17 protein-coding genes are annotated in these 21,204 nt (G+C 64.9%); 10 read left to right on the top strand and 7 right to left on the bottom strand.

The genetic code is table 11. The features are described 5' to 3' along the window. Positions 1-134: 134 nt before the first annotated feature. The 6 genes from ACF8ME_RS01370 (at position 135) to ACF8ME_RS01395 (ending at position 7,425) form a co-directional block, all read left to right on the top strand. Complete coding sequence (locus tag ACF8ME_RS01370) at positions 135-3,395, top strand: RHS repeat-associated core domain-containing protein (RefSeq protein ID WP_280064310.1); 3,261 nt, start codon at positions 135-137, stop codon at positions 3,393-3,395. Next, the gene (locus ACF8ME_RS01375; protein WP_227469494.1) at positions 3,353-3,898 is read left to right on the top strand and encodes a hypothetical protein; all 546 of its coding nucleotides are present in this window, start codon (positions 3,353-3,355) and stop codon (positions 3,896-3,898) included. The genes ACF8ME_RS01370 and ACF8ME_RS01375 overlap by 43 nt, the downstream gene beginning before the upstream one ends. Continuing rightward, positions 3,876-4,682: a CDP-alcohol phosphatidyltransferase family protein gene (locus tag ACF8ME_RS01380; protein ID WP_392414987.1), complete on the top strand. Its 807-nt coding sequence runs from the start codon at positions 3,876-3,878 to the stop codon at positions 4,680-4,682. The genes ACF8ME_RS01375 and ACF8ME_RS01380 overlap by 23 nt, the downstream gene beginning before the upstream one ends. A 1-nt stretch (position 4,683) precedes the next feature. After that, positions 4,684-5,277 carry a lysophospholipid acyltransferase family protein gene (locus ACF8ME_RS01385; protein WP_392414989.1) on the top strand — a complete coding sequence of 198 codons (594 nt, stop codon included), beginning with the start codon at positions 4,684-4,686 and terminating at the stop codon, positions 5,275-5,277. Beyond that, positions 5,274-6,257, top strand: coding sequence for a phosphatidate cytidylyltransferase (locus ACF8ME_RS01390; RefSeq protein WP_392414991.1), 984 nt, complete (start codon positions 5,274-5,276; stop codon positions 6,255-6,257). Before ACF8ME_RS01385 ends, ACF8ME_RS01390 begins: the two co-directional genes overlap by 4 nt. Before the next feature lie 70 nt (positions 6,258-6,327). Next, positions 6,328-7,425, top strand: coding sequence for a hypothetical protein (locus ACF8ME_RS01395; protein WP_392414993.1), 1,098 nt, complete (start codon positions 6,328-6,330; stop codon positions 7,423-7,425). 85 nt (positions 7,426-7,510) lie between these two features. On the opposite strand, the gene ACF8ME_RS01400 is transcribed toward ACF8ME_RS01395, so the two are convergent. The 5 genes from ACF8ME_RS01400 to ACF8ME_RS01420 form a co-directional block, all read right to left on the bottom strand. Continuing rightward, positions 7,511-9,070, bottom strand: a complete 1,560-nt coding sequence (locus tag ACF8ME_RS01400; RefSeq protein ID WP_392414994.1) for a methyl-accepting chemotaxis protein — start codon at positions 9,068-9,070, stop codon at positions 7,511-7,513. A gap of 191 nt (positions 9,071-9,261) precedes the next feature. Continuing rightward, positions 9,262-10,575 carry a DNA polymerase IV gene (locus ACF8ME_RS01405; RefSeq protein ID WP_016447830.1) on the bottom strand — a complete coding sequence of 438 codons (1,314 nt, stop codon included), beginning with the start codon at positions 10,573-10,575 and terminating at the stop codon, positions 9,262-9,264. A gap of 42 nt (positions 10,576-10,617) precedes the next feature. Beyond that, positions 10,618-11,556: a DMT family transporter gene (locus tag ACF8ME_RS01410; protein ID WP_017404187.1), complete on the bottom strand. Its 939-nt coding sequence runs from the start codon at positions 11,554-11,556 to the stop codon at positions 10,618-10,620. A 232-nt stretch (positions 11,557-11,788) separates the two neighbouring features. Further along, positions 11,789-12,616: an anti-sigma factor domain-containing protein gene (locus ACF8ME_RS01415; protein ID WP_016451141.1), complete on the bottom strand. Its 828-nt coding sequence runs from the start codon at positions 12,614-12,616 to the stop codon at positions 11,789-11,791. 37 nt (positions 12,617-12,653) lie between these two features. Continuing rightward, positions 12,654-13,238 carry an RNA polymerase sigma factor gene (locus ACF8ME_RS01420; protein ID WP_016447833.1) on the bottom strand — a complete coding sequence of 195 codons (585 nt, stop codon included), beginning with the start codon at positions 13,236-13,238 and terminating at the stop codon, positions 12,654-12,656. Between the two features lie 303 nt (positions 13,239-13,541). On the opposite strand from ACF8ME_RS01420, the gene ACF8ME_RS01425 reads away from it, so the two are divergent. Next, the gene (locus ACF8ME_RS01425) at positions 13,542-14,090 is read left to right on the top strand and encodes a DUF3455 domain-containing protein (RefSeq protein ID WP_016447834.1); all 549 of its coding nucleotides are present in this window, start codon (positions 13,542-13,544) and stop codon (positions 14,088-14,090) included. 19 nt (positions 14,091-14,109) lie between these two features. Here the strand turns inward: ACF8ME_RS01425 and ACF8ME_RS01430 are convergent, their stop codons facing one another. Next, positions 14,110-14,967 carry an AraC family transcriptional regulator gene (locus ACF8ME_RS01430; protein ID WP_392414996.1) on the bottom strand — a complete coding sequence of 286 codons (858 nt, stop codon included), beginning with the start codon at positions 14,965-14,967 and terminating at the stop codon, positions 14,110-14,112. A 296-nt stretch (positions 14,968-15,263) separates the two neighbouring features. Between ACF8ME_RS01430 and ACF8ME_RS01435 the strand changes: the two genes are divergently transcribed. Next, on the top strand, positions 15,264-16,964 hold the full coding sequence (locus ACF8ME_RS01435; RefSeq protein WP_074921068.1) for a 2-isopropylmalate synthase: 1,701 nt from the start codon (positions 15,264-15,266) through the stop codon (positions 16,962-16,964). Positions 16,965-17,028: 64 nt separating this feature from the next. On the opposite strand, the gene ACF8ME_RS01440 is transcribed toward ACF8ME_RS01435, so the two are convergent. Continuing rightward, complete coding sequence (locus ACF8ME_RS01440; protein WP_392414998.1) at positions 17,029-18,204, bottom strand: L-lactate dehydrogenase; 1,176 nt, start codon at positions 18,202-18,204, stop codon at positions 17,029-17,031. A 219-nt stretch (positions 18,205-18,423) separates the two neighbouring features. On the opposite strand from ACF8ME_RS01440, the gene ACF8ME_RS01445 reads away from it, so the two are divergent. Further along, positions 18,424-20,082 carry an L-lactate permease gene (locus ACF8ME_RS01445; protein WP_016447838.1) on the top strand — a complete coding sequence of 553 codons (1,659 nt, stop codon included), beginning with the start codon at positions 18,424-18,426 and terminating at the stop codon, positions 20,080-20,082. Between the two features lie 155 nt (positions 20,083-20,237). Next, positions 20,238-21,203: a GNAT family N-acetyltransferase gene (locus ACF8ME_RS01450; RefSeq protein ID WP_392414999.1), complete on the top strand. Its 966-nt coding sequence runs from the start codon at positions 20,238-20,240 to the stop codon at positions 21,201-21,203. Position 21,204: the final 1 nt, after the last annotated feature.

Genomic DNA, 21,204 nt, shown 5'->3' on the forward strand with positions numbered 1-21,204 from the left:
AGGCCGGGCGCATCATCCAGATGCACAGCCGGGATCCCTCGGCCAAGGAGGACGAAACGGGCTGGCGCACCGAACTGCGCCACGACGCCCAGGCCCGACTGGTGGCCATGCGCAGCCTGGCCCCCGACGCCAGCGTGCTGCAAGAGCAAAGCTGGCGCTACGACGCGCTGGGCCACCTCACGGAAACCGGCACCGGCGGCTGGCCCGGCAACGGGGACAAGACGGGCAATGCCGCCTATGCGGCCCAGACCCGCCAGCACCATGACGCCCTGGGCCGCCTGCTGTGGAGCGCCGATGTCCGAGGCAGCTTCACACAGCACCGCTACGACACGGAAAGCCGCCTGCTGCAGTCCGGTCGCTACGGTGGCCGCGCCGATGACGGCAGCCGCCTCATGGCCCAGGTGCAGACCTACCAGCCCGGCGCGCCAGAGCAGCCGCCATCCGCCGCAGACAAGGCCGGCACTGAAACTGCACCGCAGGCACGCCAGTTCTACGACGACTTCGGCCGCAGCGTCGCCACCCTCAGCCCCGACAGCGGCCTGAGCATTCGCGGCTACGACGCCACCGACCGGTTGGTCTCGGGCCGCGACGCCCTGGGCCAGCAGGCGCGCTACGAATACGACCTGCGCGGCCGCATCCTGCGCCAAACCATCACGCAACTGCCGCAAGATGGCGCGCGGCCACGCACCACCACCACCCGCTGGCGCTACCAGGGCCCCAGGCTGGTGGCGCTGGAGCATCCCGAGCAAAGCGAGGCCTACGAATACAACGACAGGGGCCTGCGCGTGCGCAAGCGCATCACCCGCCATGAAGAAAGCGGTGCAAACGGTGAAAGCGGGGAGAGCAGCCAGCACCACACCCTCCACTACGAATACGACAGCCACGGCAGACTCTCCGCCGCCAGCCTTCCCGACGGCAGCTGGCTGCACTACCTGCGCGACGGCCATGGCCAGATCACCGGCCTGCAGCGGCAGCGCGTGCGCACTCCCTGGCTGCGCTGGCTCAGCCCGGCGCAAACCATTGCCACCGGATTCGAGCGCGACCTGGTGGGACTGCGCAGCTGGCAGGCAGGCAACGGCATCGAGGCCCGCTATCAGCGCAGCCGCGAAGGTCTGCTGGCGCGCATCGTCTACCGCCAGACCGGCAAGAACAACACACGCACTGCCTCTGGCACATCCCATGACTGGATGCTGGGTGCCCGGCCCACCGACATTGCAGAGCAACTGCTAGGCCTGACCCCGGCCCATGCGGCCGAGCCCATGCAAGCCAAGGCACAGGCCACTGCAGCAACTGCCGCGCAAACGACAGCCGAACCGGCGCCCGACCAGCCGGGAGCCCTGGGCCAGCCCACCGACCCCCAAGCCCTGCTGGACATGCGCTACCTGTGGGACAGCCAAGGCAACCTGCTGCTGCGCCAGGACCACTACAGCCAAGCCCCGCAGACTTTGCACCAGGACAGCCATGCCTACGACATGCACGACCGCCTGATCGTCCAGGTCCAGCGCACTGGCCAGGAACTGCGCTCCAGCCGCTACCACTATGACGAGGCCGGCAGGCGCACCCTGGACCAGCAGAACGTGGCCTCCGGCGATCTGCAGGCGGGCACGCGGGCCATCGCCTACCTGCCAGGCAGCCACCGCTGGAGTGCCGAGCGTGCAGCGGACCAGAAAGACACAACCACGCAACGCACCCAGTACAACGCCAACGGCCAGCCCCTGCAGGCAGGCCCGCGCAGCTACCGCTGGGACGCATTGGGGCGGCTGGAACAGGTCAGCGAACAGGGCGCCTCGCTGGCCCGCTACCGCTACAACCACCGGGGCGAGCGCATTGCCAAGCACACCGGCAAGGCCCAAGGAGGCAGCCGGGCGTACCTCTACGAATCCGGCCAACTCAGCGCCGAACTCGATGCCCAGGGCCACATCACGCGCCAGTACATCCACCTGGGCCAGTGGCCCCTGGCCGTCATCGACACGCCCCAAGGCCGCAAGCCTGCGGATGGCCCCGGCACGCTGGGGCGCATCGTGCAGGACCTGGGCACCATCGCGGGCCGTTGGGTGGGCGGCGGCGAACGCCTGGCCTGGCTGCACACCAACCACCTGGGTGCCGTGGAAGCGGCCACCGACACGCAAGGCCAGTTGATCTGGCGTGCACGCTACACGGCGTTTGGCCGGCAGCAGGTGCTGTCCAAGGCATCGGAGCCCGGCTTTGAAATGCCGCTGCGCCTGCCGGGCCAGTACCACGATGCTGAAACCGGGCTGCACTACAACCTGCACCGCTACTACGACCCGGACCGGGGCCAATACCTCACACCCGACCCGCTGGGCACGCCGGATGGGCCCAATCCCTACAGCTATGTGCGGGGCAATCCGCTGCGGTATGTGGATCCGGAGGGGTTGATTCTGTTTGCGTTTGATGGGACCAATAATTCCAATCCACCGCCCGAGGGCGATACTTTGTCCAACGTCTACAAGTTTTATTTGGCGTATGACGAAAAATCAAACGGGGAGAAATGGTACATGAACGGAGTGGGCCGCGATGACAAGGAGGGAAAAATCATCGCACCAAAAAATGACTACAAAGTGGCAACTACCGCACGTGCGCGTGTGGACCATATGCTGAAAAATCTGGATGAATTCCTGGAGGAGCATACGTTTGCAGATGGCAAAAAGGTCAGCATCGATATCGTGGGTTTCAGCCGTGGTGCAGCCATGGGCCGGGACTTTGCGAACCGGGTTGCCACCCGCATCAAAGAACAGCATTGGAAAGAGAAATCCGAGTGCATGGAGCTAAATTTTTTGGGATTGTGGGACACAGTGGCGCAATTTGGCGCAAATGGACTGCACAATGATCAATGGCAACTGGCCATTCCTTCTGAAGTGCGGCATGTTTTCCACGCAGTAGCACTCAATGAGCATCGCTACCTGTTCCCAGGAGAGGGCATAAACCGAGGAACTCAACTCGGATTCATAGGCAGCCATGCGGATATTGGCGGCAGCTTTGGGACTGGAGACTTATCTAATGTGGCGTTGAACTGGATCGCTGAGAAGGCAAAGGAAAGCGGTTTGAAAATGAAAAAATGGGATGAAATTGGCAATGAGGCTTGGGGAAAGGTAACAGAGCCAGTTCTCCACGATAAAAGCTACATCTACTCAGATCCACCAGATGACAGCGCCTTTTGCACAAGAGATAACAATGGAAGATCAAAAGACTGTATCCCCAGGAAAAAGCTTAGCCCTGGCGGCATGAGTCATGAAGAAAGTCAACGATTCATCATTTACAGAACCAGACCGGGAATGGATTCAGATGGAGTTTCCCGAATCACCGGAGACATCAACATGAAGGAGTACACCCAATGGCTCAAAGAAAACTATGGTCTTACCGTCGCACTGCAATAGTCTATTTCTGCTCGACAATCGCATCCTCTCTGATTGGTTGTGCGCATCGGAAGCCAGGCTTCGGCTTATCGCTGAAATTTTACAATAAAGGCTCTCGCCCGCTGGTAACCAGAAGATTTGATTTTGACGAAAAACGAGGACCAATACCTGGCTATCTTGGCCCTGGTGGAGGTGGCGCAAATATGAGCTTCATGCCAGGAGACATTAAAGGCGGAGTGCCGAAATCTGTAGAGGCAGAATGGGTTCTTCATAGTGAGGAGTTTCTAGCTTGGTCAAAAAATACTCCAGACAATGAAAGATATTCAAAGGAAAATCGTGAAATCTATAGAAAACTCTGGGCCGCCAATCCCCATTACGTACAGCGCGTAGACCTGACTCCCATTCTGACCCCAGAGCTCATCGCAAAAGTCCAAGCAGACCGGGAGAACACTCAGTTAAAAATGATTGTCATATTTCGAGATGACAAGGTGGAAATCACCGTTGAACCTTATAAGTGGCGCTAAACAGAAGCAATTACTCAGGACATTCAACAAGGGACATATGCAGGAAAATAAACTCCAGCCCATCCATGACGAGATGGATGCAAACCCCGTAAGACAGGCGCGCAACAACCATGCCAGAGCCAGTCCGGACAACGGTATGCCCGAGACCGCAGAAGAGCCACCCACCATGCATCGTCGCCCCATCGCCGCCCGGGAGCATGGCTGGGCGCGGGCATTGAGCTCTGCGCTGGCGCGGTGTGCGATCACGCCCAACCAGATCTCTGTGTTCAGTGTTCTGTTTGCAGGAGCAGGCGCTGCCATGCTGGTGTGGATGCCGACGCCCATGGGGTGGCTTGGCTGCGCAGCCTGTGTGCAATTGCGTCTGCTGTGCAATCTGCTGGATGGCATGGTGGCCGTGGAAGGGGGCAAGCAAACCCCAACCGGCACGCTCTACAACGAGTTTCCCGATCGGATAGCAGATTCGCTGCTGCTGCTGGGCCTGGGCACTGCGGCTGGGCAGTCCTGGCTGGGATGGTTGGGCGCCCTGCTGGCTGCATTGACCGCCTATGTGCGGGTAACGGGCGCCAGCCTGGGCCTGGACCAGGATTTTCGCGGTCCCATGGCCAAGCAGCATCGTATGGCGGTGCTGACAGCGGCCTGCCTTTTGGCCGCAGGGCTGGGCCTGCTGGGCCACGAAGTTGCTGGCCCGATTCTGGGTACTGCCGCCTGGGCCATCGCACTCGGGGCCCTCCTGACCTGTGTGGCCCGCACCCTGGCGATTGCCAGGCTGTTGAAAGGAGGCTGAGATGCTGCCGCACCTGCTTGCCGCCTCGGCACGGATTTTCATTGGCGCCTATCCGCGCTGGCAGGGCTCAAGCCCGCAGTCGCGCCAACGCGTCTACTTTGCCAATCACGCCAGCCATCTGGACACGGTGGCGCTATGGGCAGCACTGCCAAGCCATCTGCGCGCCCGTACCCGACCGGTAGCCGCCCGCGACTATTGGGGACGCGGATTGCACAGCCTGCTGGCCTTGCGCGGCTTCAATGCCGTGCTGATAGACCGCCACCGCGCCCAACCCGAGCAAGATCCGTTGCAGCCGCTGTATGAAGCCCTGGAGCATGGTGATTCACTGATCCTCTTTCCCGAGGGCACGCGCCATCAGGAAACCGTGCCCCAGCCGTTCAAGGCCGGCCTCTACCACCTTGCCCAACGTTTTCCTCAGGTGGAGTTCATTGCCGTCTATCTGGACAATGCGCGCCGCTGCCTGCCCAAAGGCAGCGTGGTGCCTCTGCCACTGATCTGCACCGCACGGTTCGGGCCACCCGTCGAACTGCAGCCTGGCGAGAGCCGCCAGGATTTTCTGGAGCGCGCCCGCGCAGCAGTGGAGAGCATGGCATGAGCACCCCATTCCAGGACTACCTTCCCGCCTCGTTGGTGGCCGCCGCCAGCGCACGTGTGCCCGACAGCTTCTGGTGGATCTTCGTTTCCCTGCTGGGGCTTCTTTCCGTGGCCAGCGCCACAGGCGCGGCCTTGTCGCTTTACCGCCCCGGGCTTGTGGTCCAGAACCTCAACGCACGCATACGGTCTTGGTGGCTGATGGTCGCGATTCTGGTCATCAGCTTCTTGCTGGGCAAGACAGTCACGCTGGCGCTATACGGAATGCTCTCGTTTTTTGCGCTGCGCGAGTTCATCTCACTGACGCCGACGCGGCACGGAGACCATCTTGCCTTGTGTCTTTGCTTTTATGTAGCGATCCCGTTGCAGTATTGGCTGATCGGCACGGACTGGTATGGCCTGTTCTCCATCTGCATTCCTGTCTATGCCTTTTTGCTGCTGCCTGCGGTGTCTGCACTGTCAGGCGATACCACGGATTTTCTGGCGCGCAGTGCCAAGGTCCAATGGGGCCTGATGCTCACGGTGTATTGCCTGAGCCATGCTCCGGCGCTGATGCTCTTGCAGATCCCTGGTTACGAAGGCCAGAGCCTGATGCTGCTGCTTTATCTGCTGCTGGTCGTGCAGTTGAGCGATGTCCTGCAATATGTGTTTGGCAAGCTCTTTGGCAAGCATCTGCTCGCCCCCCAGGTCAGCCCGTCGAAAACCGTGGAAGGCCTGATAGGAGGTGGCCTGAGCGCGGCATTGGTGGGAATGGGCTTATGGTGGATCACGCCCTTCACACCGGTTGAATCAGGACTGCTCTCACTATTGATCGTGCTGTGCGGTTTTCTGGGAGGTCTGGCCCTGTCAGCCGTCAAGCGCAGCCTGGAGGCGAAAGATTGGGGCGAGATGATTCAAGGCCATGGGGGCATGCTGGATCGCCTGGACTCCGTGGTCTTCTCTGCGCCTGTGTTCTTTCATGTTGTGCGTTATATCTATGCATGAATAATCAAGCACACACTCCGAAAAATGCCGTACGCCAGAAAATCATTCATTAAGCCATTCGGAATATTTCATGAAAATATTTCAATTATTAATCATATATTTCGCAACCAGCATCAATCAAGCGTACGCAAAGATAAATTTAGCCAGTACAAATACAAAGCCAGCACACCCTCCGTATGTACAACTAATCTCACCAAATGGCAGCTCGCATCTAATCAAGTCAAGATTAAAAATACACTCATCTAAAAACACCTCACCTCTATATATTCAAGAGATGAAATGTGGTTCAGAAGAATCCACCGAAATAATTAATGCACCGATCAGTCTTTACATCTTCCCTTCACTTGCAAAAACCGCCCAATACCGTCCATTACTAATCAACATGGGCCATAAAGGCGATTCGGAAATCCTGCAATTAAATAAGGACTTGTCAATGGTATCTCGCACCAGACCATTGAGCGAAATGACACTTGTCCGCAGTATCGCCGAAAGCGCCAAAGGCTATTTTATAGGAGGAGTCACAGAAAAAGACATGCCATCCCTACAGCACCTCAGCCATGACCTGAAGAAAAGCAAACCACTTGAAATACGAGGCAACCGCCGTGGGGAGACAACGACGCTTTTCGAAAGCCATGGGCGCATAATCGGCATCATCAATTATTACGCAGAGAAAAACCCTCAGCAATCTATCAAATCGGCACTGAGAGCCTATGGTGCCACAGGAAATCTGTTGGTTGAAATTCCTTTGAATTCAACTGCAACCACAGGCGTTGCACTCCATGATGGAGGTCTGGCCATCAGCTACTGGATAGGCGGACAGCTCTATGTAGAAAAACGATCGGAGAATTTTGGATTTCTATGGAGGACAAAGCTCCATCAACGCCAGAATACCTCTTCCATTTTTGGGAAAATGGTAGAGGTGGGCAAAGACATTGCATGGGTTGGCGTAAATGATAGGAAGCTCCTAGTACACCGCATCAGTCATCAAGACCAATCAGTCCATACAAGCATAGATACAGAATCAGGTGTAGTGGCATCCGGCAATGATTTCAACTACGTGCATGCTTATGGCAACGAGCTGCATATCGTGAGCGCGGACTCTCGCCTCAAGACCGACTCAGGCGCCAATCGCACCGAATTCTGTTTCATTGAAAGCCGGGATTTCTGAACTGCCCTGGCATTTCAAGGCAGCCACAGGCCATGACCTGACCGTGGCCTGCCCCAAGCCGGCGTCATCCTGCCGGCCCTTCCCCTCACCGCAACGTAAACACCTCCAGCGACCGCTCCAGCGACTGGGCGCTGGCGCGCAGTGAACCGGCTGCGCCGGCCGATTGTTCGACCAGGGCGGCGTTTTGCTGGGTGACGGAGTCCAGCTGGGCCACGGCGTCGTTGACCTGGGCGATGCCTACGGATTGTTCGCGCGTGGCGATGCTGATCTGGTGGACCAGGTCGCTGACGCGGCCCACGGCGTCGACCATGCCGTCGATGGTGCGGCCTGCGGCGTCCATGCGGGCGTTGCCGTCGTTGATGCCGTCCACGGTGCGGTTGATGAGGCCGCTGATTTCCTTGGCGGCGGAGGCGCTGCGCTGGGCCAGGGCGCGCACTTCGCCCGCCACGACGGCAAAGCCGCGGCCCTGCTCGCCTGCGCGTGCCGCTTCGACGGCGGCATTCAGGGCCAGCAGGTTGGTCTGGAAGGCAATGCTTTCGATGACGCCGATGATCTCGCCCATGCGGCGCGAGGAGCCGCGGATGTGCTCCATGGCAGCGCCCACTTCCTGGATGGCGGCGCCGCTCTTGCCGGCGACCTGGCGGCTCTGGTCGCTTTCATGGGCCATGAGCTGGGCCGTGTCGGCGGTCTGCGCCACGGTGCCCGATATCTCTTCCATCGAGGCCGCCGTCTGCTGCAGGCTGGTGGCCTGGGATTCTGTGCGCTGCGCGAGGTCGAAGCTGCCCTGGGCGATCTCGTGGGCCGTCGTGGCAAAGCCGCGCATTTCGGTGCGCACGTCGCCGACCACGGCGCGCAGGTTGATCTGGATCTGCTGCAGCCGCTGCATCAGGGCGCCCATGGGGCCGCTGTAGTCGTGCTGCATGTTGGTGCCCAGCTGGCAGCTGGCAATGTCGGCGGCAAAGCCGCTGGCCTGCTCCAGGCCCGCCACGCAGCGCTGCTGGAAGCGCCACAGCACAAAGCTGCCACCCGCCAGCAAGACGGCCAGGCGCGTGCCCCAGGCTGCGGCGCCCTGCCAGCCCAGCAGGTCGGGCAGCATGGCGGCCAGGCCCACGCCACCCAGCATCAGCGCCATGCGGGCTGTCAGGCCCAGGTCGCTGCGGCGGTCCCACAGGCCTGCCAGGCCCAGGCGGCGCAGTTCGCCGCCGCGCAGTCGCAGGGTTTCCTGGCCGGCATCGGCTTCGGCGCGCATGCGGGCATAGAGGGCTTCGGCGGCCTCGATCTCGTCCGGCCGGGGCTTGGTTCGCACCGACAGGTAGCCGCGCGGCCTGCCGCCTTCCATGATGGGCGTGACGTTGGCGCGCACCCAATAGTGGTCGCCATTCTTGCGCCGGTTCTTGACCAGGGCAGTCCACGGGTAGCCGTGGGCGATGGTGCGCCACATGTCCTTGAAGGCGGCGGCCGGCATGTCCGGGTGGCGGATGAGGTTGTGCGGCTGGTCGATCAGTTCCTCGTAGGTATAGCCGCTGACCCGCACGAAGGCAGGGTTGCAATGGGTGATCTCGCCCTTGGTGTTGGTGACGGATACCAGCAGCTCATCGCCCGGAAAGTCGTAGTTGAGCTGGCTGACGGGCAAATTCACGCGCATGGGTACCACTCCTTTGGGATGTCTCTTGTTCTTGTGAAATGGCAAGGCGAAGCGCTCTGAAGCCACCGGAATCCATCAAACGGAAACACAAATTCACATTTCCAAATCATCTCACAGCACGGCAACCCCAGTCCCATGCTCGGAACTGGTGCATGGTTTTACAGCGTGTGCGCCAGATTTGTGGTGATGATTCAGAACAGTTGAGGTGTAAAGGGATCGCTGTCCGGCGCGGGCTGGGCCGGTCCCCTGAGCAGTTGCTCGCGCGCCAGCGGGTCGTGGGCGGTGGCGTTCCAGTCGGCCGTGCGAACGAGGTTGCCCACGCGCACGCCCAGCAGGCGCAGCCGCTTGGCCAGGGGCACGCGCTTGAGGCATTGGCCTGCGGCGCGGCGCAGGGTGGCGGCATCGGCCATGGGCAGCTCCAGCGTGTGGTCGCGCGTGGCGGTCTTGAAGTCGTCGTAGCGCAGCTTGATGCCCACGGTGCGGCCCATGTAGCCCTTGCGCTGCAGGTCCTGGGCCAGGCGTTCGCACAGGTCGGTGAAGATGGCGCTCAGTTCGGCCCGGTCGCGCACGGCATGCAGGTCGCGCTCGAAGGTGGTCTCGCGGCTCATGGAGACGGGCTCGCTGTGCGTGACCACGGGCCGGTCGTCACGGCCCCAGGAGGCACCATGCAGCCAGTTGCCGTAGGCGCGGCCAAACCATTGCACGAGCTGGGGCAGGCTTTGCGCGGCCAGCTCGCCGATGGTCCGTATGCCCAGCGCCTGCAGCTTGGCGTCGGCCTTGGGGCCTATGCCATTGATCTTGCGGCAGGCCAGCGGCCAGATGACGGTCTGCAGGTCCTCGGGCTGGACGATGGAGATGCCGTTGGGCTTGTTGAATTCGCTGGCCATCTTGGCCAGCAGCTTGTTGGGGGCCACGCCGATGGAGCAGGTCAGGCCCGTGGCGTCGGTGATGGTTTTCTGGATCAGCCGAGCCAGCACGCGCCCGCCTTCGCGCTGGCCGCCAGGCACGTCGGTGAAGTCGATGTAGACCTCGTCCACGCCGCGGTCCTCCATCAGCGGGGCGATGGAGACGATGATCTCCTTGAACATGCGCGAGAAGCGCCGCACCTCGGCAAAGTCCACGGGCAGCATGATGGCCTGGGGGCACAGGCGCGCGGCCTTCATCATGCCCATGGCCGACCCCACGCCGAACTGGCGCGCCGGGTAGGTGGCCGTGGTGATCACGCCCCGGCCGACGTAGTCCTTGAGGCGCGAGAACTCGTCCACCGGAATCTCGTGCAGCCGCCCGGCGTAGCGCGCATCCAGCGCCTCGTCATGCGCGCGGCGCCCGCCGCCGATGACCACGGGCAGCCCCTTGAGCTGCGGATAGCGCAGCAGCTCCACCGAGGCATAGAAGGCGTCCATGTCCAGGTGGGCGATGCGGCGCGCAGGCGCAGCATCGGCAGGGCTTGCGGGTGTCGTGGGTGTCGTTTCAGGCACGCCGCCATTATTGCGGCAACTGTGCATTCATACAGCCTGCAGGGCTTGTTCCCACAGGCCCTGGACCATTCATCCCTGCAGGCAGATCAGCACCAGTCCCAGCACCATCAGAGCCATGCCGATCTTCTCCTGGCGGCTCAGGCTTTCGCTGAGCACGCGGCGCGAGACGATGTAGCTGAACACCACCTCGACCATGCCCAGCGTGCGCACGGGCGCGGCGCCTTGCAGGGCGTAGGCGGTGAACCAGGCCAGCGAGGCGGCCGCGCCCATGCCGCCGGCCAGCAGCGACACGCGCCAGGCGCGGAAGATGGGGCGCAGGCCCTGCGCGTGGGTGCGCGCAATCCAGGCGCCCAGGCCCAGGGTCTGCATGAGCTGGGCAATCAGCACGCCCCAGGCGCCCGACAGCCAGGGAGATATCTCGCCCAGGCGCGCCAGTTCCACGGCGCCGCCCCGGTAGCCCACGGTGGCGATGGCAAAGCAGGCACCGCAGGCCAGGCCGTAGAGCGCCGAGCGGCTGGCCCAGGCCGACAGCGACAGCATCTGGCCGCGCGGCGGCAGCGACAGGATGAGCACGCCCAAGGTGGCCAGCGCCATGGCCAGCAGGGCCACGGCCGTGGGCAGCTCGTGCAGGAAGAGGCCTGCGAACAGGGCGACCTGCAGCACCTCGGTCTTGGACAGGGTGACGGCCACGGCGAAGTTGCGCTCCTTCATGGCCAGCAGCAAGGCCGCCGTGGCCGCTACCTGGAAGAAGGCGCCCAGCGCGATCCAGCCCAGGTAGGCCCAGGAGAACCGGGGCAGCGCCCAGGCCCCGTCCCCTCCCAGGTACAGCGCCAGCAGGTAGATGCCGGCAAACGGCAGGCCGTAGAGAAAGCGCACCAGGGTGGCCGGCAGGGTGCCGAGTTCGGAGGTCAGCGAGCGCTGGGCCGTATTGCGCACAGTCTGGGCGGCTGCGGCGAACAGCACCACGGGCACCCACAGCCAGGTCAGGTCTTGGAGGGAAGAAAGCATGTCGGCAAAAAAGGGAAGGCACCGCCGGCATGGCGCGGGCGACTGAGTGCCGGCCAGCATAGCCGCCGGTCGGGCACCAGGCGCACGCACTTGGAGAAGGCTGCCGCGCCCGGCAGCGAAACAGAGGCCGGCCAGCCAACGCTGCACGCGCGCCCTGCTCTGGCCAGGGCAAGCAGGCTGCGTTGTGCAGCAGCACGGCCGTCGCCAATGGCGAGCGGGCCTGCGCGGCGCGCTACAGGTCGCGCCGGATCAGCGCGCCCTTGAACAGCACCGGTCCCGTGGGCCCGGTCTGGCTGGGCACGCCGCCCTTGGGCTCCAGGCTGATGGCCAGGGCAGGTACGCCCTGGACTTCGGCGGCCGCTGCCGTCAGCTTCACGAGCTTGTCGCGTCCCAGCACGCCCAGCGATTGCGGGCCGCCCTGGGGCGGCAGGGCCCACAGCTGCAGCGATTTGTCTGCGGCCTCGTGGAAGTCGCCCACGCGCTGCAGCACCAGGCTGTTCTTGCCGGGGTCGAAGGTCACGAGCATGGAGGCATCGGCCTTGTCGTCGGCCAGCACGGCCACGTACTGGATCTGGGGCGTTGCCTGCAGCGCGACCTGGGCGGCCTGCAGCTGGTTGCGCAGCACGGCCAGCTGGCGCTCACCGCTTTGGCGCAGGTCCTGGTGCGACCACAGCCCCACGGCCACGGCCGCCACGGTGGCGCAGGCGCCCAGCAGGGCCGCGCCGCGCCACCAGGCCAGGGCACGGCCCACGCCGGATTTCGCGCGTTCGTCCAGGCCTTGCCCATCAACGGCGCGCCGCCGGTGCGGCTGGGCGGCGCGGGCTTTTTCGGCCTGCAGCAGGTTGTCGATGCGGACCCAGACCGCATCGTCGGGGCGCACGGGAGCCTGCATTTCGGACAGGGCCGACCAGCGGCCCTGCCACAGCAGGGCGGCGGCGCGCACCGGGGCCTGGTCACGGGCCAGTTGCTCGAAGCGGCGGCGTGCCGCACCGCGCAGCGTGCCCAGGGCGTATGCGGCGGCCAGCCGGTCCAGCAGTTCGGGGTGTCGGGAAATATTCATGGCAAATCCTTGGGCCGCTCAGAGCATGTCATCTGCATCACGCATGGCGCGAGAGGCAGCGGCGCAACTGCTCCAGGCCGCGCCGGATCCAGGTTTTGACCGTACCCAGCGGCAACTGCAGCTGGCCGGCCAGTTCGCCGTGGCTGAGGTCACGCAGGTAGGCCAGGCTGACCACCTCGCGCTGGCGGCCTTCCAGCCGCTCCAGGCACTGGTACAGCGCCACCGCCTGCTCGCTGGCCTCGGCCAGTTGCAGCGGGCCCTGGCTTTCATCGCTCCCGCCGCCATGGGCCGCCAGTTGCGCCTCATCGAACTCCTCGTTCAGGTGCAGGCGTTCGGCGCGGCGCCGGCGCAGGAAGTCCAGCGCCCTGCTGCGCACCACCAGGCCCATCCAGGCCAGCGGCGGGCTCAGCGAGCCCCGGTAGCCCGAGGCGCTGCGCCAGATGTGCAGGTAGCTGTCCTGCAGCACGTCTTCGGCCCAGTCCTTGTGCCGCAGGATGCGCAGCGCAAGCCCGTACAGCCGGGACGAGGTGGCCTCGTACAGGCTGCGGAGCGCGGGCTCGTCCTGCGCTGCGATGCGGTCCAGAAGGTCCATCAGCTCTTGGTCGGTTGGTGTGGTGCCCATGCACGCATTGTGGGCGAGCGGGCGGCCCCGTGGCCCGCACTGTTGCGTCGCCGCCCCGGGGGGCTTGTCGTGTCCTTCAATCGGCTGCAGGGGTCATATCGGTGGCCTGCAGGGGGTCTGGTACCGGTCTGCCGGCCTGCGCCGGCTCTCACTGGGCAATACGCAGCACATTGCGAACCGGATGCGGATAAATTTTTTTGCACCCAGGTGAATCCAACCTCACCCATGCTGCGTATTCCGTGTGTCGCGCCCCGGACAGCGGTCCAAGGCGACATCCCTCAACCCCTCGACCTGGAGAACCTCATGAGCTACATCCTCCCCCTCGGCCTGGCCACCATGGCTGCACTGACGCTTGGCGCCTGCTCCTCCATGGACATGAGCAAGAGCTATTCCCAGTCCGGCCTGCCGGCCGCCGTGCAGGTGCCCGCAGGCCACAAGGTCGCCATGGAAACCGTCGGCATCGGCCAGATCACCTACGAGTGCCGCGCCAAGAAGGACCAGGCGATGGAGCAGGAGTGGGCCTTCGTCGGCCCCGATGCCCGCCTGACGGACCGCCAGGGCCGCGTCATCGGCCGCTACTTCGGCCCGCCCGCCACCTGGGCGCACCAGGACGGCTCCAAGGTCACGGCCACCCAGGTCGCGGTGGCTCCGTCCAGCGCAGGCAACATCCCCCTGCAACTGGTCAAGGCCGAACCTGCCACCGGCATGGGCGCCATGCAGGGCGTGACCTATATCCAGCGCGTGGCCACGCGCGGCGGCGTGGCGCCGGCCATGGCCTGCAACAGCTCCACGCTGGGCCAAAAGCAGGTGGTGCAGTACCAGGCCGACTACATCATCTGGAAGGCTTCCTGATCCGCCGCCACCGGTGCCGCTACGGCTGCCCGCCCCCTGCCCCGAAGGCCGAGGGCGGCATGCCGAACTGGCGCCTGAAGGCCAGCGAATAGGCGCTGTGACTTTCATAGCCGGCCTCCAGCGCCACCTGCACGATGGGCCGGCCGGCCAGCAGGGCCTGCATGGACGACAGCAGCCGCGCGCGCTGCCGCCAGCGGCCGAAACTCAGGCCGGTGGCCTGCAGGAAATGGCGGTGGAAAGTCTTCTCGCCCATGGCCAGCCGTGCGGCCCAGTCGGCGGCCGTGGCGGCCAGGTTTTCAGCCCGTTCACCGCCCTGGCCCACGGCCTGGCCTTCTTCGGCCAGCGCGCGGCAGACAGCCGCCATGCGCGCATCCTGCGGCCAGGGCAGGTGAAATGGCACGACAGGCGGCTGGCGCAATTCCTGCAGCAGCAGTTCGACGACCAGCCGGTTCCTCGTTTCATCCTGTCCGCGCTGCGGCGCCGCCGGCCAGCGCGCGACCTCGCTGATCAGCTCGCGCAATAGCGGCGAGACCTCGATCACGCAGTCCGCCACCGGCAGCCCCTGCGCCGCCTGGGCATCCACGAACAGGCTGCGCACCTGCACGGCACCACGCATGCGCAGGCTGTGCGGCACGCCCGAGCACAGCCAGACGCCGCGCGTGGGCGGCACCACCCAGCGCCCGCTGCGCGCGCGCACCTCCAGCACGCCCTGAACGGCATAGAGCAGTTGGCAGCATTCGTGGGAGTGCTCCTGCACTTTCATCCCGGCCGGATAGTCACCGGCCACGCCCGTGACGGGCAAGGGCGCGGCAGCCTGCAGCTCAGGCAGGCCGGCATGGCCACAGGGCACGGCGGGCAGGTCGGCGGCAGTGCGCATGTTTGTCCAGATCCATGGAGAAAATGAGAAATTCTATAAAGACAGACAAATGCCCTGCCCGCAAACTGGCACCCGTTCCCTGTGATTCACCGCCATCGCACCATGCACCGCCTGCCCTCGCCCTCCCTACCATCCCTGGCCCATGGCCGGGGTCCGGGCGCCTGCGCAGGCGCCGCATTTCGCACCGACTCTCCCTGATCCCGGCCTGGCGCAGCTTCCCCACACCGGGAAGCCAGGAGAGCGGGGCTGCCGGCCGATCCGGTGGCTGCATACCCAGCGTTTCCTGCGAGGCCCGCATGCTGAAGAATCCCGCGTCCAGATACCTTCCCTTCCCCGCCGTCGACCTGCCCGACCGCCAATGGCCTTCGCGCCAGCTGAGCCAGGCGCCCGTGTGGCTGTCCACCGACCTGCGCGACGGCAACCAGGCCCTGTTCGAGCCCATGAACCGCGAGCGCAAGCTGCGCCTGTTCCACGAGCTGGTGCGCATAGGCTTCAAGGAGATCGAAGTGGGCTTTCCCTCTGCCTCGCAGACCGACTACGCCATCGTGCGCCACCTGATCGACGAAGGGCTGATCCCCGCCGACGTGACGCCCATGGTCATCACCCAGCTGCGCGAGGACCTGATCCGCGCCACGGTGGACAGCGTGGCCGGCGCGCGGCGCGCCATCGTGCACTTCTACAACGCCGTGGCACCGGCCTGGCGCGAGATCGTCTTCGGCATGCAGGTGCCCGAGATCATCGCCATGGTGGAGCGGCACATCGCCCTGCTGCGCGAACTGACCGATGCCCACCCCGAGACCGAATGGGTTCTGCAGTACTCGCCCGAGACCTTCTGCATGGCCGAGCTGGAGGTATCGCTGGCCGTGTGCAACGCGGCCATCCGCGCCTGGGATGCAGGCCCCGCGCGGCCCATGATCATCAACCTGCCGACCACGGTGGAGGTGAGCACGGCCAATGTCTTCGCCGACCAGATCGAGTGGATGCACCGCCGCCTGGAGCGGCGCGAGCACATCGTGCTGTCCGTGCACCCGCACAACGACCGGGGCACGGGCGTGGCCTGCGCCGAGCAGGCGCTGCTGGCCGGCGCCCAGCGCGTGGAAGGCTGCCTGTTCGGCAATGGCGAGCGCAGCGGCAACCTCGATGTGGTGACGCTGGCGCTCAACCTGTACACGCAGGGCATCGCGCCGGGACTGGACTTCTCGGACATCGCCGCCGTGGCGCGCATTGCGGAGGAATGCACGGCCCTTCCCATCCACCCGCGCCACCCCTATGTGGGCGACCTGGTGTTCACGGCGTTCTCGGGCTCGCACCAGGACGCCATCGCCAAGGGCTTTGCGGCGCAACGGCCTGATGCGCCCTGGCGCGTCCCCTACCTGCCCATCGACCCGCAGGACCTGGGCCGCACCTACGACAGCATCGTGCGCGTCAACAGCCAGTCGGGCAAGGGCGGCATCGCCTTCCTGCTGCAGCGCGACCATGGCGTGACCATGCCCCGGCGCATGCAGGTGGAATTCAGCGCCGTGGTGCAGCGCCAGGCCGACGCCAGCGAGGCCGAGCTGGCCAGTGAAGACCTGTGGGAGCTGTTCGAGTCCACCTACCTCGCACCCCGGCAGCTTCCCTGGCGCTACCACAGCCACCATCTGTTCGACAGCGCCAAGGGCCAGGGCATTGCGCTGGAAGTGGTGCGGACGGACGGGCTTCGAATGCAGCTGCATGGCGAGGGCAGCGGTCCCATCGACGCCGTGGCCGCTGCCATCGGCCAGCACCTGGGCGTGGCGCTGCGCATAGACCACTACGAGGAGCGCAGCCTGGGCCAGGGCGCCGGCGCCACGGCGCTGGCCATCGTCGAGGCCGCCCTGCCCGGCGTGGCGGGCACGCGCTTCGGTGCGGGGCGCCATGCCAACATCGTGACCGCGTCCATCCTGGCGGTGCTGCATGCGGCGGGCCGGCTGGTGGCGGCGCAGCCGGAAAACCGGCGCGTACCTGCCCAAGCCTGAGGCGCAGCCTGAAAGGAAAAAAGGACCGCCGAGGCGGTCCTTTTCTCGTGCAGCTTTTGCCGGTTCAGCGCACGGCGCCCGGATAGGTTCCGGGCAGCAGGATGCTGCGGTCCACGGTATCGATCTGCGTGTGGCCGCAGAAGGCCATGGTGGTCTCCAGCTCCTTCTGGATGATCTGCAGGACGCGCGTCACGCCATGCTCGCCGTAGGCACCCAGGCCGTAGAGGAAGCTGCGGCCGATCATGGTGCCCCGGGCGCCCAGGGCACGCGCCTTGAGCACGTCCTGCCCGCTGCGGATGCCGCCGTCCATCCAGACCTCGATGTCCTTGCCCGCCGCCTCGGCAATGCCCGGCAGCGCCTCGATGGACGAGGGTGCGCCGTCGAGCTGGCGCCCGCCGTGGTTGCTGACGACGAGCGCGTCGGCGCCGCTGTCGGCCGCCAGGCGCGCGTCCTCGGCGTCCATGATGCCCTTGAGGATGAGCTTGCCGCCCCAGAGCTTCTTGATGCGCTCCACGTCGCCCCAGTTCAGGCTGGGATCGAACTGGCTGGCGGTCCACGACGACAGCGAACTCATGTCGGCCACGCCATCCACATGTCCGACGATGTTGCCGAAGGTGCGGCGCTTGGTGCCCAGCATGCCCAGGCACCAGTGCGGCTTGGTCGCCAGGTTGGCCAGGTTGCGCAGCGTGGGCTTCGGTGGCGTGGACAGGCCGTTCTTGATGTCCTTGTGGCGCTGGCCCAGGATCTGCAGGTCCAGCGTCAGCACCAGGGCCGAGCAGTTGGCGGCACGGGCACGCTCGATCAGGCGCTCCATGAACCGGCGGTCGCGCATCACATAGAGCTGGAACCAGAACGGATGGCGGCCCGTGTGTTCGGCAATGTCCTCGATGGAGCAGATGCTCATGGTGGACAGCGTGAACGGAATGCCGAAGGCCTTGGCCGCGCGCGCGCCCAGGATCTCGCCGTCGGCATGCTGCATGCCGGTCAGGCCCGTGGGCGCGATGGCCACGGGCATGGCGACCTGCTCGCCGATCATGGTGGTGCGCGTGCTGCGCCCCTCCATGTTCACGGCCACGCGCTGGCGCAGCTTGATCCGGTGGAAGTCGTCCTCGTTGGCGCGGTAGGTGCCCTGGGTGTAGGAACCCGAATCGGCGTAGTCATAGAACATGCGCGGCACGCGGCGCTGGGCCACGACGCGCAGGTCTTCGATGCAGGTGATTTTGGAAAGGTCGGTGGACACGTTTTCTGGCTTTCTGGAACCCGCATGCCGCGGGACTGCCGAGCATGGTAGTGCCGTGCGCGGGCTCCGGCCACCCGTTCGGGTTTGAAGTGATTTGTGCGCCGATTGAAATTTTCTCTCTCGCAGCCCAACCCAGGGCTAACGCTAGTGCGCCAAACCGCCATGGGAGTAACGATCCGCCCCGCACAACATCCTAAAAACTCTTCAGGAGAAGCTCCTATGGTTTGGCAACAGGTCTACGACCCTCTTTCCAACATGTGGCTGTCCACACTGCTTGCGGCCATTCCGGTCGTGGTCATGCTGGTGGGACTGGGCTTTTTGCACATGAAGGCCCATCTGGCGGCCGGCGCCGGGCTGGTTGCCGCGCTGGTGATCGCGGTCTTCGTCTACAACATGCCGGCCGGCATGGCCGGGCGCGCGGCGCTGTTCGGCGGCTTCACGGGGCTGCTGCCCATCGGCTGGATCGTTCTGAACATCATCTTCCTGCACCAGCTGACCGAGAAGAACGGCAGCTTCAAGATCCTGCAGGACTCCATTGCCGGCATCACCGAGGACAGGCGCATCCAGCTGCTGCTGATCGCCTTCGCCTTCGGCGCCTTCTTCGAGGGCGCGGCCGGCTTCGGCACGCCCGTGGCCGTGACGGCGGCCATCCTCATCGGCCTGGGCTTTTCGCCGCTGGCCGCCTCGGGCCTGTCGCTGATCGCCAATACCGCGCCCGTGGCCTTCGGCGCGCTGGGCACGCCGGTGATCACGCTGGCCAAGGTCCATGGCTACGACCTGATGGAGGTCACGGCCATGGTCGGCCGCCAGCTGCCGTTCTTCTCGGTGCTGGTGCCGTTCTGGCTGATCTGGGCCTTTGCTGGGCGCAAGGCCATGATGGAGATCTGGCCCATCATTTTGGTGACCGGCGTGTCCTTCGCCATTCCGCAGTACCTAGTGTCCAACTTCATCGGACCCGAGCTGGTGGACATCATCGCGGCCATCGTCTCCATGGTCTGCACGGTCGGCTTCCTGCGCATATGGCAGCCCAGGACCATCTGGCGCTCGACCTCGCTCAAGGGCCATGAGAGCAGCGGCGGCGAGGCCCAGGCGCCCCGCGCCGTGACCCAGCACCCGCGCGCCGACGTGATCCGCGCCTGGACGCCCTGGGCCATCCTCACGGTCTTCGTCTTCATCTGGGGCCTGCCCTCGGTCAAGGCAGCGCTCAATGGCCTGTTCGCACCGGCCTTTCCCATGGAAGGCCTGCACAACATGGTCGAGAAGGTGCCGCCCGTGGTGCGCCAGCCCACCAAGGAAGGCGCCATCTACACGCTGAACCTGCTGTCGGCCACGGGCACGGGCATCCTGCTGTCGGCCATCGTGGGCGGCCTGGTCATGAAGTACAACCCCGTGCAACTGGTCAGCCAGTTCGTGCGCACCCTCTGGCTGGTGCGTTATTCGCTCATCACCATCGTGCTGATGCTGGCGCTGGGCACGCTGACGCGCTACTCGGGCACCGACACCACGCTGGGCCTGGCCTTCGCCAACACGGGCGTGTTCTACCCCTTCTTCGGCACGCTGATGGGCTGGCTGGGCGTGGCGCTCACGGGTTCGGACACGGCATCGAACGTGCTGTTCGGCGGCATGCAGAAGGTGGCGGCCGAGCAGCTGGGCCTGTCGCCCAACCTCATGGGCGCGGCCAACAGCTCGGGCGGCGTGATGGGCAAGATGATCGATGCGCAGTCCATCGTCGTCGCCTCCACGGCCACGCGCTGGTTCAACCACGAGGGCGACATCCTGCGCTACGTGTTCTTCCACTCCGTCGCCCTGGCCTGCCTGATGGGCATCTTCGTGACGCTGCAGGCCTATGTCTGGCCGTTCCGCCTGATGGTCAATTGAGCCTTGCGCATCTGCGCCAGGCCCCAGCCGCCCGCATGCGCCGGGCGGCTTTTTTGCGCCTGGGGTATGCATCGCTGCATCAACAGATGCGCAGCGGCATCTATGGTTGTACCATGCAACCATATTCAAACCCTGCACGGCCCCAAGGAGCACCCATGCCGCAGCACGATCTTTCCCTGGTGGACGACATCCGCGCCGCCTCGCGCCAGATGGTGCGCGAGCTGGGCTTCATGCAGGCCACGCTGGCGGCCACGGACTATCCGCCCTCGGCCGTGCACGCCATCCTGGAGATCGGCGCGCAGGGGTCCATGGCGGCCTCGCAGCTGGCCCTGGTCCTGGGGCTGGAGAAATCCAGCGTCAGCCGCATGGTGCGCAAGCTGGTGGAGGCCGGCGAGCTGAAGGAAGCCGCCGATGGCGAGGACGGCCGCGTCAAGCGGCTGGCCCTCACCGCCAAGGGCCGGCGCACGCTGGCCGCCATCGAGGCCTTCGGGCGCCAGCAGGTGACGGCCGCGCTGGACCGCATGCAGCCGCCGCAGCAACAGGCGGTCTCGCGCGGGCTGGCCCTCTACGCCCAGGCACTGCAGGCGCATCGGCAGGAGGAGCCCCTGCCCGCACCCGCGCAGATACAGGTCCTGCCCGGATACCGGCCCGGCTGCATCGGCCGCATCGTGGAAATGCATGCGCGCTTCTATGCACGCCACGCAGGTTTCGGCGTCTTCTTCGAAAGCCGCGTGGCCAGCGGCCTGGCCGAGTTCGCTAGCCGGCTGGACAAACCCTGCAACCAGCTGTGGACGGCGCTGGACGGCGACCGCGTCGTGGGCTCCGTGGCCATCGATGGCGAAGACTTGGCCAAGCACCCCGAGGACCGCCAGGCGCACCTGCGCTGGTTCATCCTGGACGACGGCCTGCGCGGCGCCGGCACGGGGCGCCAGCTGCTGCAGCAGGCCCTGGCGTTCTGCGACCAGCAGGCCTTCGAGGCCACCCAGCTGTGGACGTTCAGCGGCCTGGATGCGGCACGCCGGCTCTACGAATCGTCAGGCTTCACCCTGGCCGAGGAATGGCCGGGCCAGCAATGGGGCGAGACCGTGACCGAGCAGCGCTTCGTGCGGGCTCGGCCCTGAT

The sequence above is a fragment of the Delftia sp. WSY_7 genome (genome assembly GCF_043104845.1).
Taxonomy (GTDB): Bacteria; Pseudomonadota; Gammaproteobacteria; order Burkholderiales; family Burkholderiaceae_C; genus Comamonas; species Comamonas tsuruhatensis.